Raw genomic sequence first — 13,405 nt, 5'->3', positions numbered from 1 at the left:
GCCGGGACCATGAACGAATTGACCGAGATTTCGGCGAATATAACCGATTACCTGGCCGAGCAGGAAAACAAGGGCTTCCTTCGCTTCATTACCTGCGGCAGCGTCGATGACGGCAAGTCGACCCTGATCGGACGGTTGCTGTTCGACACGAAGCTGATTTTCGAAGATCAACTCGCGGCCCTTGCGCGCGATTCGAAAAAACACGGCACCCTTGGCGACGACATCGACTTCGCCCTGCTTGTGGACGGGCTTGAGGCCGAGCGCGAACAGGGCATCACGATCGACGTTGCCTACCGCTTCTTCGCCACCGACAAGCGCAAGTTCATCGTCGCCGATACGCCCGGCCACGAGCAGTATACGCGCAACATGGCGACAGGGGCTTCGACGGCCGATCTTGCCGTTATACTGATCGATGCCCGCAAAGGCGTTTTGACGCAAACGCGACGCCATTCCTTTATCGTGTCGCTGCTCGGCATTCGCCATGTCGTCGTCGCCGTCAACAAGATGGATCTCGTCGACTACAGCGAGGAGCGGTTCCGCGAGATCGAAGCGGCCTATCGCGCATTCGGCGAAACCTTCGATTTCGAGACACTCGAGATTGTTCCGGTATCCGCGCTAAAGGGCGACAACATTATCGAACGTTCGCCGGCCATGCCGTGGTATCAGGGCATGAGCCTGCTCGATCACCTCAACACGGTTGAGATCGGGAGCGACGAAGCCGAGCGCCCGTTCCGCATGCCGGTGCAGTGGGTAAACCGGCCCAACCTCGATTTTCGAGGATATTGCGGGACGGTTGTAAGCGGAACGGTGCGGCCGGGCGACAAGGTCGTTATCGCGAAATCCGGCAGGGCCACGGAAATTTCCCGTATCGCTTCGATGGACGGCGACCTTGAGGAAGCCGTCAGCGGCGATTCAATCACGCTTCTTCTGAAAGATGAGGTGGATATTTCCCGTGGCGACGTCATTTGCGCTTCGGATTCGCGCGCGGAAGTCGCCGACCAGTTTTCCGCACACCTGATCTGGATGAATGACGAGGCGCTATATCCGGGGCGCCCCTACCTGCTCAAGACCGGCACCCAGACGGTCACGGCTACGGTCACGGAGCTGAAGCACAAGATCGACGTAAACTCCTTCGAGCATCTGGCGGCGAAGGAAATGCATCTCAATGAAGTTGCCTTCTGCAATCTTTCGCTGTCGTCTCCGATCGCGTTTGATCCATACGAGACAAACCGGGAGATGGGATCATTCATCCTCATCGACCGTTTCACAAATCAGACCGTGGGCGCCGGCGTCATTTGGTATGCGTTGCGCCGTGCCTCGAACATTCATCTGCAGGCGCTTGACGTCGACAAGACGGCTCATGCCGATCTCAAGGGCCAGAAGCCGGCGGTTCTCTGGTTCACCGGGCTTTCCGGCGCCGGCAAGTCGACGATTGCGAACCTGGTGGAGAAGAAGCTTCACGCGCGTGGCCGCCACACATACCTGCTTGACGGCGACAACGTTCGCCACGGGCTCAACCGCGATCTCGGCTTCACCGAGGCCGACCGCGTGGAAAATATTCGCCGTGTCGGTGAAGTTTCGAAGCTATTCGTGGATGCGGGCCTGATAACGCTCGTTTCCTTCATCTCGCCGTTCCGCGCCGAGCGCCAGATGGCAAGAAATCTCGTCGAAGACGATGAATTCATCGAAATCTACGTTTCCACACCGCTTGCGGTTGCCGAAGAACGCGATCCGAAAGGGCTTTACCGCAAGGCGCGTGACGGACAGTTGAAGAACTTCACCGGTATCGACAGCCCGTATGAAGAGCCGGAAAATGCGCAGCTCGTTCTCGATACCGTCGGTAGCGATGCGGATGTGCTTGCCGACCAGGTCGTGCGGTATCTGGAAGATAACGGCTATATCGGGCGGTAGATCGCGCGTTTAATCAGATAGATGGAGATCGGCCTGTGTTCCGCCCGCTATTGCGGAGCACAGGCCGAATGCTATCAGGATGTCGCCAGGTGCTGCCTTTTGGGCGGTCCGATATCGATTACGCGTTCCAGAATTTCCCGCAAAGCTTTTAAGTCCACCTCTGAACTTGCCACTGAATTTCGTCCTTCGGCTGCCAGGTTCTGGAGGGCGAAATAACCATGGCCGAAGGCATTCGCGATCAGGGCATAGTGAAGCGATTGCAGATTTGGGTTGAAAAGTTCAATAACGGTCGTCGGCGAATGTCGGCGAAACAGCAGGTTGGTCAATCCGGCACCGTGAGCCGATATGAGAATTGCCGCCTGGCTGAATGTTTCAATCTGCTCGCGAAGGGTAAGGTCCTGAGGGTCGACTTTCTCGATCCCGAATTCGTCCAATAGCGCATCAAGGTCCGACTGGTTGCGAAAGAAGCGCCGATTTGGGGACTTCGGGCCGCGCGCGATAAAGATGCGCCGGTCTCCCTTAGGGTATCTCTCCAGACCCAATTCGTCGAATGTCGCGTCGATCAACGTGCGATCGACATCAAAGGGTTTGGCTACGTAAATCTCGCCGGCCTTGATGACCTCCCGCTTTCCCTGGACGATTATGGGGCGCTCTCCGAAAACGCCGAGTTCCAGCGCCTGGGCGAAGAACGGAACGTCCACGGCCGTCTTCGGCACCACGATCGGGACATCGGCGGGAACACCAGCCAGCGAAAGCAAAGGTGCCTTGGGGGCGATATTGTTCCAGAAGTGGAAATAGTTGCCGGAAAACTTGTGGTGAGCGAGCGCGATCCGGTCGAACGTGCGGCCGCGTCGCAATATGTGGCGGGCAAAGATCGGCGTCGGCTCTGCCGACCGGTTCCGTTCGATGTCGGTGGAGCCTCGCAAAAGCGTCCTGCCCGAAAAGACGTGCCCCGATCTCGGATCCACCGCGAGGTCGCCACGATATCGCCGCACGTAGGCTATATCTCGCCCGTCGGCCCAAACCTCACGTAGATGCACCAGGAATTCCGGCAGATCGACATTGAACGGTTCGGAGATCAGATGCCGCGTCGCGCAGTGTAATTCTTCTGCGAAGGGTGAGTACTCGGCCCACGGCCAGGCATTCATGACCTTCCGGCGAAGCCGTACGAACCGACTTTTTTGATGCAATTCATTCATCTGCTTGATACTAACGCAGCGGTAAGAAGATAGGGGACTAGGGAATGTTGTCGGAGTTTCAATATTGGCTGAAAAGCCGCGTGCCCCTGTCGGTACAGGAACGATTGCGCCCGGGCAAGGCGAAAAAGTTTGAAGCGAAAGCACGCGCTGCGGGAGCCGACGCCGTTGTCATCAAGATGGGGAGCGACCGGCAGCTTGCTCACGGCACCTGGTACAGGGGCGAGAATACCAACTATCAGCCGACCAAGGTAAATCTCCACGAAGCCAATGCGATCGAAGACTATTTCTTGAAAGGGTGGCTGCCGGAGAAGCCGTTCATCACGAAGCAGCATTATGTTACTGCATTCGGCAGCTGCTTTGCCGCGCATATGACGAACTATCTTGCGAAAAACAATTTCAACATTTTTGGCGGAAACCTGAAGCTTGATAGCTACGTCGTTCGATGCGGCGAAGGAATGGTGAATACATTCGCGATAGCCCAGCAATTCGAGTGGGCGTTCGGCGAGCGTGCTTTCGGTGATAATCTCTGGCATGACAAAAAGGGAAATGTTGCCGAGGATAGCCTCGATATACAGAACGAAACCCGCCACATTTTCGAGCAAACCGACGTATTCATCATTACGCTCGGTCTATCGGAGGTCTGGTACGACAAGCGTACGGGCGATGCGTTCTGGCGCGCGGTGCCCAGAAGCGAATACGATCCGGAGATTCATGGCTTCAAGGTTTCGTCCGTTGCGGAGAACCTGACGAACCTGCAAACGATCTATCGATTGATCCGTGAGCATCGGCCGGATGCCGCGATTGTTGTGACGCTGTCTCCCGTTCCGCTGGTCGCGACGTTCCGCCCCGTCTCCTGCATTACCGCGAATTCGGTGTCGAAGGCCGTGCTTCGCGTTGCCGTCGACGAGTTTTATCGTGACCACTCGGACGATGATAATCTGTATTATTTTCCATCATACGAATTGGTGAAAGAATATTTCAAAGATCCATATGAAAAAGACAACAGACATATCAGGTCAAGTGTGGTCGAAATGATCATGAAAACATTTCACAAGCATTTTCTGATCGGCTAGGCGACCAAGATATGTACGGAATAGGTACGCTTTCCAGTTCTCTATACTATGATTTGTGGGTTCGACTCCCGTCGGGAGAGCCGAGAAAATTCATACGTGAGTTGGCGCCTGAGTTTCATGAATATCGTCGACTGAAGCTTATGTTCATCATCTCGCATGAGCGCAAATATCTTTATGTGATCAATCCCAAGGTCGCCAGCACGTCTATCCGCAATCGCCTGAGGGAACTGAACGGATTTCCGCCTTTGGAAAACCCGCGCGATGTCATGGGACACAAGGGCTCCGGGTTCGTGCTTCCCAAGCATTTGAGTGAGAAGGATTTTTTTGAGATTTGCTCCGGGCGGAGAAATTACTACACGTTTTCGTTTGTGCGAAATCCGTTCGACAGGCTTGTGTCGGCCTATACCTACTTTCAACGTGGCGTGGATCAGCCGGGCTTCAATGCTGAAAAGAAGAGCATTTATCTGAGGAAATGGGACCCGCATCGCGATCCCAAGACGCGGGCAAAGATGGGTTTTGAAGAATTCGTCGAAGGTGTTTGCCGTCATCAGCATTACATGCAGGACCAGCACTGGAGGACACAATGTGACTTGTTGAAGGTAAAAAACATAAACTACGACTATGTGGGGAAGATGGAAGATTTCTCTTCGGATTTTATGAAGGTATTGAAGCATCTTGATGCTTCTGAAGAGATAATTGCACGTGCCGGTGACGTGACGAATGCCAGTGAGCGCCGGAAGAATGACATTGCATCTTTCTTCACGGACAAAACTGCCGATATGGTACGTGAAAAATTCAAGGAAGATTTTGTAAGGTTCGAATATTCGATGGACTTTCCCAGCCTTCATTCCATTTCGACATGAGCAAACCCCATATCTCGTATATTGTTCCGGTCTACAACAAGGCAAACTATCTTGATGAGCTTGTTGAAAGCATAATTGTACAAGTTCCAGATAAGCTGAAACAGATATGCTTTGCGGATGATGCTTCGACCGATAATTCAGTCGAAGTGCTGCATGACCTTGCTGAAAAATATAATCATATCCAAAACGTGGATATCAATATCGCGGCGAGTCCGCAAAACAAAGGGCCTGCCGCCGCAACCAATCTGGCATTATCCAATGCGACCGGAGAGTATTTTCATTTTGTAGATGCAGACGATCGTTTGCCTGAGGGTGCGAGCGCCTCGATGATCGAGGCGTGCGAAATTTCCGGGGCGGATATCGTTTATGGCGGCAAAGCGCATTTTATCGATGGTCAGCGCTCAAGAAGCGCAAGAGTAACGCCGGACGCGTTCAAGACATATTCTCCGGCTTTGCCTGCGCTCGTTCGGCGTCGTCTCGTCGGCATCAGATTTCTGGCCAGAGCGAGCAACGTTATTGCTGCGAATGGTGCGGATGGAAGCGTCTTTATCCAGGATGTGAGCCTTCCGCTTCGTATCGCTGCCGCATCTTCTTGTCTTGCGGTGCTGGAAGCTGCCGTCGTCGAAGTGCGCGATGCGGCGAATTCTGTGTCCTCCAACAAGTCGCAAGAGCTGCATGACTATTTGATGGCCGTGCGAAATTTCCTCGCTGAAGGCGATGTGGATCGTTCGGTGCAGAGCAGGCTGCTTCGCCGCTGCTATCAACGCATTGCCAGGCGGCGAAAATCGGAGGGAGTATCGGCGGGCGCGGTCCGCATAGCCTGGTTTGGCACTGTTATTGGGTGGTTGCCTGCCGACCCGCTAAGGTCCCTGGAAGAAGAGTGTGCGCGCCTCGCAGCCACCGGGAATGTGCGAATTCCCAACAGTCCGGGTTGATTGTCCGCCGGGGCGGTGGCTACGCTGCCCAATCGCAGTCAGGCGGACCGGGCACCGGCCAGTGCGCTGTCCCGGTAGTGCTCGCGGTACCAATCCACGAAGGCGCGTATTCCGTCCCTGACCGATGTCTCTGGCCGATATCCGGTCAGCGCGTGCAAAAGCGATGTGTCCGCCCAGGTGGCGGGAACGTCGCCCATTTGCATTTCCATGTAGTTGCGCTCGATCGGCGTGCCGATCGCAGCTTCGATTTCATCGATGAATTCGAGTAACGTGACCTGTTCCGAGTTGCCGATGTTGACGACGCGGTGCGGCGCAACTGCGCTCAAACTGTCGTTGTGAATGGATATCCCGCGCTCCGCGACCTGAGGAGGCGGACAATCGATGAGCAGGCGAATGCCGCGCACGAGGTCTGTCACGAATGTGAAATCCCGAGCCATTTTCCCGTGGTTGTAGACGTCGATCGGTTTGCCTTCGAGGCCTGCCTTCACGAATTTGAACAACGCCATGTCGGGGCGACCCCACGGCCCGTACACGGTAAAGAACCGGAACATCGTCGTCGGGATTTTCCACAGGTGGGCATAGGAATGCGCCATGCTTTCATTTGCTTTTTTCGTGGCGGCATAAAGGGTCAGCTGCGTATCGGCCTTCTGGATCTCCATGAACGGCATGTTCGTCTCGCCGCCGTAAACGGACGACGTGGAAGCCATCAAAAGGTGCTCGGGCGGGAACTCGCGGGCGCACTCGAGAAGGTTGAATGTGCCGACCAGGTTGGAATCGATATAGGCGCGCGGGTTTTCCAGACTGTAGCGCACACCTGCCTGTGCCGCGAGATGAACGATCACCTCAGGTTTGGCGTCGCGAACGGCGGCGGCAAGCGTATCCATGTCTTCGAGGTAGGCTTCATGTGCCGTGAAGTGCGGATTTTCGCTCAGAATAGCGTGCCGTTGCCGCTTCAGTTCCACGTCGTAATAGTCGGTCATGCCATCGAAGCCGACTACGCGGAAACCTTCCTTGAGGAGAAGCCGAGCCAGATGAAAGCCTACAAAACCGGCTGTTCCAGTTACAAACGCCGTACGCATACCGACCTCATACTTGCACATACGCAATGAGTGAAGGCTGTCGCCGAATGAAAGTCAACGCCTGAAAACCCCTTCGATTACCGGGATATTGACCGCCGACGCAGTGCTCACGGGAGGAGCCACTGCGGATTTTCCAAGGGGGGGCGCAGAGCCCCTGCAGCCATACGCAGATCCCGCCAAAACCGATACGGATTTGTCAGGATTCACTCTAGGTCACCAGATGTACGACAGTGACGAACGTGAGATCAGGCTCGGAAACTGGAAGCGGGCGAAAAGGCTCTCCGCTTTCAACGAACTTTAATCGCCCCTCTCGCTCCAACGTTTCGCAGAGTTTCCAGAGGCCCCGCTCTTTTGCGCGTTCATCGGACCCGCAGTAGACGATATATCCGCCCGGCTGCACGATGCGGACGAATTCGCGATAGCATTCAACGGGAAGGTGGATGCTTTCTCCAACGATGGTCACGGCTTGAAAGGCGTCGTCTGGAAATTCGAGCGATTTCGAGAGGTCGCCGGTCACCAGCTCGCGGTAGATGCCCTTGCGTCTCGCCTGTTCCAGCATCGCGGGCGAAAAGTCGAGCCCGACAAGGTTGGTGAAGCCCTTGTCGTGAAGTGCGGCGCCACTCAGCCCCGTGCCGCATGCGGCATCCAGAGTGCGAGCGTCGGGCCTGAGGTATCGTGCAGCCGCATTGGCCGCTTTCGCGGGAGCCGTGTAGTTCTCGATCTCGGTCAGGTCGGCGTCGTAGTGCCGGGCCCAAAGGTCGTAGCGAGCTTTCAGTTCCTCACTTCCGGCCGGAGACACCGCCCAATGAATTCGCTTAAGGCCATCGTCGGGTATGTTCGCCATGGACGCCTCCTCGTGTGACGTAAGGGCCGAGCGCTATTTTCAATCGGGCGCGGCTGTGTGACCGGACTGCAAGGCGAAACGTCCGGCAGAAAGTTTAGGCGCATTCAAGCGGGAGATCACGGCATCCGGAATCGCCAGGTTTTCGGCGCTTACGAACGGTCCTTCGTAGGGACGAATGCGGCCGGCTTTAAAACGCAGGCTCATTCGGCCGCACGGCGCAGCGTGACCCTCAGGCCGGGCCGCAGAATGTAGTTCGGATTGGGGAATTGGGCGATGATCGTGCCCATTTGCGTGGCTTCGTTGATATAGGGCCGCGCGGAAAGTGCGCGTCCCGTATGCTCGTAAATGCTGCCGTCGGGCAATTGGAGTTCTATGCGAAGTTTTTTCAAGATCTCACGATCGATGGCACCCGACTGCATCCGCGAAATCAGCATGGCGACGGGAAAATCGAAACGGACATTGATTGGGTCGAGCCGATATATGGTGCCGATTGCGCTGTCTTCGCCAACTTCGACATCCGCTCCCTCATTCGCCTTGGGTGATGACATCTGTCCGCTGAAGGGAGCATATAGCTTCTGATCTTCAAGCAGGATCTCCGCCCGGCGGCGCGTAATCCTCGCAAGTTCCAGATCCGCTTCGGCGACTTGCATGTCATGTACCGCCGTCAGGTAGTCGGCGACCGAGATCGTGTTGTTCTCCTTTAGCCTTTCGAGGCGCTCCAGTTTGTCGCGGGCGAGGGAGAGTTGAGCCTTGGCCTTGTTTTCGGCGGCCGCCGCGTAATCGGCGTCCAGACTTATGAAACGCGGGTCGAATTCGACTAGCAGATCTCCCTTGTCGACAAGCTGGCCCTCGATGAAGTTGAGCCGCAGTATCTTGTTGTCCGCAGCAGGCGTTATGTCAAAAGCGTGCGCGATTTCAACCACACCTTCAAACGCCATGCCTGCATCCAGGGCCTGATCTTCGGCCTGCGCAGTTGCATTCAGTGCGAGGAACACTGCGGCGAGTGCGAGAAGGCACCTGCGTCGAGGGATCGGTCCTGCTGTGACGAGGGCTGGAACCTGCATGGTGGTAGCGCCTCATTTCGCTGTGCATCCACTCTAATCATATTTCATCCGTGAGTCCGCATCGCGGGGTAGCGTGGGATCACGTGCAATAGAGCTGTCATCATTCTTCGCCGACAGTACCCTGCTCGAAAGTCGGTCATGGACCTTGTGCGGTTTGACCGGTTTCGCCCCATGACCAACAGCAAACGTAGAGGAAACTTGTCCTGCCAACCCGGATACCTGAGGATGTGTTAGGGTTTGGACCCAGTCCTCAACCTTTGTCCGGAACCCATAGTTCAAGCATTCAACAGGCGGATGAGGCCAACTGTCAGCCCGGTTGCTTCAAGGATTTAGATAAGGATTTACATATGGCTCTGACACCCACGACAAGCGCTCACGACGGTTCGCTTCACAACGAAGACCTTGCTCCGCTGCCGCCTGAAAAAAGAAAATGGGGCGCCTTCGAGATCTTCAACGTGTGGAACAACGACATTCAGAGCCTGTTCGGTTATTCGTTGGCCGCATCGCTTTTCATTACATATGGCATCAATGGCTGGGCGGTATTTGCTGCAATTGTCATTGCGGGCTTTTTCGTGATGATCCTCGTAAACCTCACCGGCAAGCCCTCGGTGAAATTCGGCGTGCCTTATCCGGTCATGGCAAGAGCGTCCATGGGCGTCTACGGGGCGCGCTTTCCCGCTCTCATCCGCGGTATCGTCGCCATTTTCTGGTACGGCGTTCAGACCTACTTCGCCTCAACGGCCGTGGCGTTGCTTCTCAACACGATACTGGGCACCGATGGGGGCGGCGAATTCCTGGGCATGACGTTGGTCGGGTGGCTCTCCTACGCCATCGTCTGCGTTTTCCAGGTCGCGCTCTTCATGCGTGGCATAGACTGGGTCGGCAAGTTCCTGAACTGGGCCGGTCCTTTCGTCTATGTGGTCATGATCGCGCTATGCCTCGTGATCTGGTGGAAGGCCGGCAACGGCATTTTCGGCGCGCTCGGTACGATTTTCGAAGGTGCCGAAGCCACGGACCCGCGAGGTCCCGTTGCCGCCTTCTTCACAATTATCGGCACCATGATCGCGTATTTCGCGGCCGTTATAATCAATTTCGGCGATTTTTCGCGCTTCGTGAAATCCGAGCGCGCAATGAAAACAGGCAATTTCTGGGGCTTGCCGGTCTCAATGGCTTTCTTTTCGCTCATCGCGCTGTTCGTCACAGCGGGAACCGTCATTCTTTTCGGAGAAAAACTCACCAATCCGGCCGATATCGTGGACCGGGTGGACAACGTGTTTCTCACGCTGGTCGCGGCCGTCACGTTCTTCGCGGCCACGGTCGGCATCAACCTGGTCGCGAACTTCATCCCGCCCGCCTATGACATCGCAAATCTTGCGCCATCGACGATCTCTGCAAAGATGGGCGGGATCATCACCGCAATAATCGCCTTTTTCATCGGCGCGCTATGGGTGCCCCTGATCTCCAACATCGGTATTGCGGGATTTGTCGATACGCTCGGTGCATTTCTCGCACCGCTCTACGGAATCCTCGTGGCCGACTACTACCTGCTGAGACGGCAGAAAATTTCGGTCGAGGACATGTTCTCGTCCGACCCGGAAGGGCCCTATTTCTACGGCAACGGCTGGAATCACAAGGCTATTCTCGCCTTTGGCGCTTCCGCGATTTTCTCGGTGGCGACCGTCTGGGTGCCCGCACTGGCGGGGCTTTCCGGTTTCGGATGGGTGATCGGCGCAGTTCTCGGTGGAACTCTGCATCTGGCGTTAATGCGAAGCAATTTGCCAATTCCAGAAAAAATCTGACCGATTGACCTCTCAATAATCGAAGCGGGGATACAACAAACAACGGCAATAAATCGCTGAAAGAGCCGTAATCCCCAACCGTCCGGATCAAAATCTTTTGCGACGTATTCGCAGCTCTTACCGAAGAACGCGCCTACAAGGAGCACTACTCGTGGCGCTTAGCCTATGCGATCCTGCTCGAGATGGGATCGAAAATCGACAGGGAGCTAACGAAGCAATTCCGGCCAGTGGCGTTGCGAAGCGAATTCGGTGAATTGGGCCGCGCAGCCAAGACCGGGGGGGGGCTCCCAAACTCACCGCTTCCGCCTGACAGAAGAAACGGAGAAGAACAACTCCGGGCATCCGGAGCGAATTCCTCCCATGAAAGCGATCCTGCTTTCGTGGAAAGCGCTCTAAGCGACCCACTCCGGCTGTGAAATTGACGTTCGTCTGCCACCCGCCGAAAACCTTTTCATTAACGGCACGAAGCGCGTTGATGACAATGACATTACGCCAGATCTTACAGATCCGATAGCCGGCGCCGAGGGCCAACTACCAATCAATCAACGTTCCCGGGGTTGCGGCAATTTGGATCCGTTGCCGACAAGATCTTTGCGGACTGAGGCGTGAAATGGCCGAACCAAACGCGGCGTCATCCGTGCCTGAACCGCAAGATGGGCCACCATACGAAGCGCCAACGCTATGATCGTCAAAGTCGGGTTAGCATGGCCACCTGTAGGGAATAGAGCGCCCCCGATAATGTAAAGGTTTCTCAAACCATGGACACCGCCGTTAGCGTCGGTTACGCCATACCGTGGATCTGAGTGCATGCGGGTAGTTCCGAGATCATGGGACGATGACGTTAAAACTGGCCAGCTATTCATTTGCGGGTCTAGGCGGCTTTGAAGGCTGCCAATTTTGTAGCGGCTGAGGTTTTGGCCTAGAAGTTCGTGGAAGCGGCAGAGGCTTTTCTTCTCCGCGTCACCGATGCGCCATCTCGTGCGCAGGAGAGGAACACCGAAGCGGTTCGTTTCCCTGGAAAGCTCAATGCGGCTGGATGGCTCGGGCAATTGCTCCATATGGTTGATTACCCGATAGTGCAGGGCTCCATGGGATAAAGAAGAGATTATATTCCTGCAGGTGGAAGCCGCGACCTTGGGTATGCCAATCGCACCAGAAGTCGCTACCATACGAAAGGCTTTTCCACATTGCCTCTCGCTCCATAAGGCGCGGAGTTCGCCGTAGCGTCTGGCGGCGTGGCTTCCCGAAAGCTGCAACAACGGAGCAAGTACGACCCGGTGGTTCAATAGCTCTTCGCGGCGCTGCCGTTGGTTTGTGAGCGAGATACAAGCCTTTAAAAGCCGATCTTTAAGCAAAAGGCCCGGCACGTAGCACTTCAATTTAGTATTTTTTCGAAGGGCTATATGCCCGTGGCTGCCTTTGGGATGTTGCATATAGTAGCGGCCAACCAGATCATTCTGATTTCCTACGCCGCAGGCATGTTTGCGTTTGGAGGCAAGCAGGAGTCGCGTGGTCTCAAGACCGCCGCATGCCAACACGAATATTCCTGCAGATAACCGGTGCTTTTTTCCGCCCTTTGCAAAGGAGTGGATAAGGCTAATACCGTGCTCTGATCGGCATTCTTCGATTTCTGTCGCGTAGGAGTTCAGCAGAACGCGGACATTTTGTGCCCGACCCAACGCCTCTTGGTACTGCTTTCCAAACCTGATGGGTCTGACAAGATAGGTCATGCACGATCGGAAAACGTCATCGTCGAATGCCGCGAGAAGGTGATCGCTATGCCGCTGTGCATCAAAATCTTCACTTGGCAGTTCGTTAACGAGGCTGCACGCGCGTTCGTAAAAAGGCTTTAACTCTTGGTAAGAAATTGGCCAGCCGCTGTTTGGCACCCACGGTCTCTTCTCAAAGTCGATTGGGTCGAGCGGCATGAAACCAACATTGAGTCCGCGTACGCCGCCCCAAGCATTGCTCATACCGCCAAAGTATCTTGTTCGTGGGTGAACTATGATCGAATGATTTAGCTGTTCGGACACGCTGGGGACCGCATGATCACTTTGTGGCAGCAAGCCACCTGCCTCCGTGAGGCAGATCTGTAATCCCATCTTTCCTAGGCCATCAGCAAGGACGATCCCTGCGGGACCCGCCCCGATAATGCAGATTTCGCAGTCCAATTGAGCATTGTCCGCCAATTCATTAGCGTCGATGAACATTTGGGCTGCCCCGTAAACTGGCATCAAAATCTAAGAAACAATCCGGTGGTCGTTGGTCAGAATTAAGTCGAGTTCACCAACAGCTTAGGCCAGGAAGGACGCTAACGGCAAGGCTGTAACAAGGCAGCAGGTCAGCGTAAGCAAAGGTGTCAGGTTTTATGGGCTCGGAGCGGTTTAAAAGTCCCTCTTTCCATAAGGCGGACGCGCCTATCCAACACCAGAGATTGATGGAGATTATGCGCGGGATCGAAGGTGCGATCGCCTCTCGGGACATCTTCGTGAAGCCAAATTCAATCAAAAGTATCTAGGGTCAGGACCTATTAAATTGACGGAAATGGCACCTGAAACGGCAAAGAGATGCTAGGAGATGGGCGCGGGGCGGGTTGACTACCCGGCCAAGCGCTTCGACAAGGCAGGTCGAAGCCGTT

Annotated in this window: 10 protein-coding genes; 5 read left to right on the top strand and 5 right to left on the bottom strand. The window is 55.3% G+C overall.

Annotation, left to right across the window (positions count from 1 at the left end):
• Positions 1 to 9 precede the first annotated feature (9 nt).
• Entirely contained in the window at positions 10 to 1,911 is a 1,902-nt protein-coding gene (gene cysN / locus GR183_RS20165) for a sulfate adenylyltransferase subunit CysN (protein WP_160777466.1), read from the top strand.
• Between the two features lie 74 nt (positions 1,912 to 1,985).
• Here the strand turns inward: cysN and GR183_RS20160 are convergent, their stop codons facing one another.
• Positions 1,986 to 3,059 carry a glycosyltransferase family 61 protein gene (locus GR183_RS20160; RefSeq protein ID WP_208999930.1) on the bottom strand — a complete coding sequence of 358 codons (1,074 nt, stop codon included), beginning with the start codon at positions 3,057 to 3,059 and terminating at the stop codon, positions 1,986 to 1,988.
• Positions 3,060 to 3,154: 95 nt separating this feature from the next.
• Between GR183_RS20160 and GR183_RS20155 the strand changes: the two genes are divergently transcribed.
• The 3 genes from GR183_RS20155 to GR183_RS20145 all read left to right on the top strand — a co-directional run bounded on the left by GR183_RS20155 (position 3,155) and on the right by GR183_RS20145 (position 5,981).
• Positions 3,155 to 4,183 carry a GSCFA domain-containing protein gene (locus tag GR183_RS20155; RefSeq protein ID WP_208999929.1) on the top strand — a complete coding sequence of 343 codons (1,029 nt, stop codon included), beginning with the start codon at positions 3,155 to 3,157 and terminating at the stop codon, positions 4,181 to 4,183.
• A gap of 140 nt (positions 4,184 to 4,323) precedes the next feature.
• Positions 4,324 to 5,046 carry a sulfotransferase family protein gene (locus GR183_RS20150; RefSeq protein WP_160777463.1) on the top strand — a complete coding sequence of 241 codons (723 nt, stop codon included), beginning with the start codon at positions 4,324 to 4,326 and terminating at the stop codon, positions 5,044 to 5,046.
• Complete coding sequence (locus GR183_RS20145; protein WP_160777462.1) at positions 5,043 to 5,981, top strand: glycosyltransferase family 2 protein; 939 nt, start codon at positions 5,043 to 5,045, stop codon at positions 5,979 to 5,981. The genes GR183_RS20150 and GR183_RS20145 overlap by 4 nt, the downstream gene beginning before the upstream one ends.
• A gap of 38 nt (positions 5,982 to 6,019) precedes the next feature.
• Here the strand turns inward: GR183_RS20145 and GR183_RS20140 are convergent, their stop codons facing one another.
• The 3 genes from GR183_RS20140 to GR183_RS20130 all read right to left on the bottom strand — a co-directional run bounded on the left by GR183_RS20140 (position 6,020) and on the right by GR183_RS20130 (position 8,968).
• Positions 6,020 to 7,060 carry an NAD-dependent epimerase/dehydratase family protein gene (locus GR183_RS20140; protein WP_160777461.1) on the bottom strand — a complete coding sequence of 347 codons (1,041 nt, stop codon included), beginning with the start codon at positions 7,058 to 7,060 and terminating at the stop codon, positions 6,020 to 6,022.
• 208 nt (positions 7,061 to 7,268) lie between these two features.
• On the bottom strand, positions 7,269 to 7,904 hold the full coding sequence (locus GR183_RS20135) for a class I SAM-dependent DNA methyltransferase (RefSeq protein WP_160777460.1): 636 nt from the start codon (positions 7,902 to 7,904) through the stop codon (positions 7,269 to 7,271).
• Positions 7,905 to 8,104: 200 nt separating this feature from the next.
• On the bottom strand, positions 8,105 to 8,968 hold the full coding sequence (locus GR183_RS20130; protein WP_260514027.1) for an efflux RND transporter periplasmic adaptor subunit: 864 nt from the start codon (positions 8,966 to 8,968) through the stop codon (positions 8,105 to 8,107).
• A 347-nt stretch (positions 8,969 to 9,315) separates the two neighbouring features.
• On the opposite strand from GR183_RS20130, the gene GR183_RS20125 reads away from it, so the two are divergent.
• Positions 9,316 to 10,767 (top strand): NCS1 family nucleobase:cation symporter-1, encoded by a 1,452-nt coding sequence (locus GR183_RS20125; RefSeq protein ID WP_160777458.1) that lies wholly within the window; start codon positions 9,316 to 9,318, stop codon positions 10,765 to 10,767.
• Positions 10,768 to 11,309: 542 nt separating this feature from the next.
• On the opposite strand, the gene GR183_RS20120 is transcribed toward GR183_RS20125, so the two are convergent.
• Positions 11,310 to 12,977: a GMC oxidoreductase gene (locus tag GR183_RS20120; RefSeq protein WP_160777457.1), complete on the bottom strand. Its 1,668-nt coding sequence runs from the start codon at positions 12,975 to 12,977 to the stop codon at positions 11,310 to 11,312.
• Positions 12,978 to 13,405: the final 428 nt, after the last annotated feature.

Origin of the sequence: Stappia sediminis, assembly GCF_009826895.1 — a bacterium.
Classification (GTDB): Bacteria; Pseudomonadota; Alphaproteobacteria; order Rhizobiales; family Stappiaceae; genus Hongsoonwoonella; species Hongsoonwoonella sediminis.
Note: the sequence above shows the minus strand (reverse complement) of the source record. Positions and strands in the feature narration are given on the sequence as shown.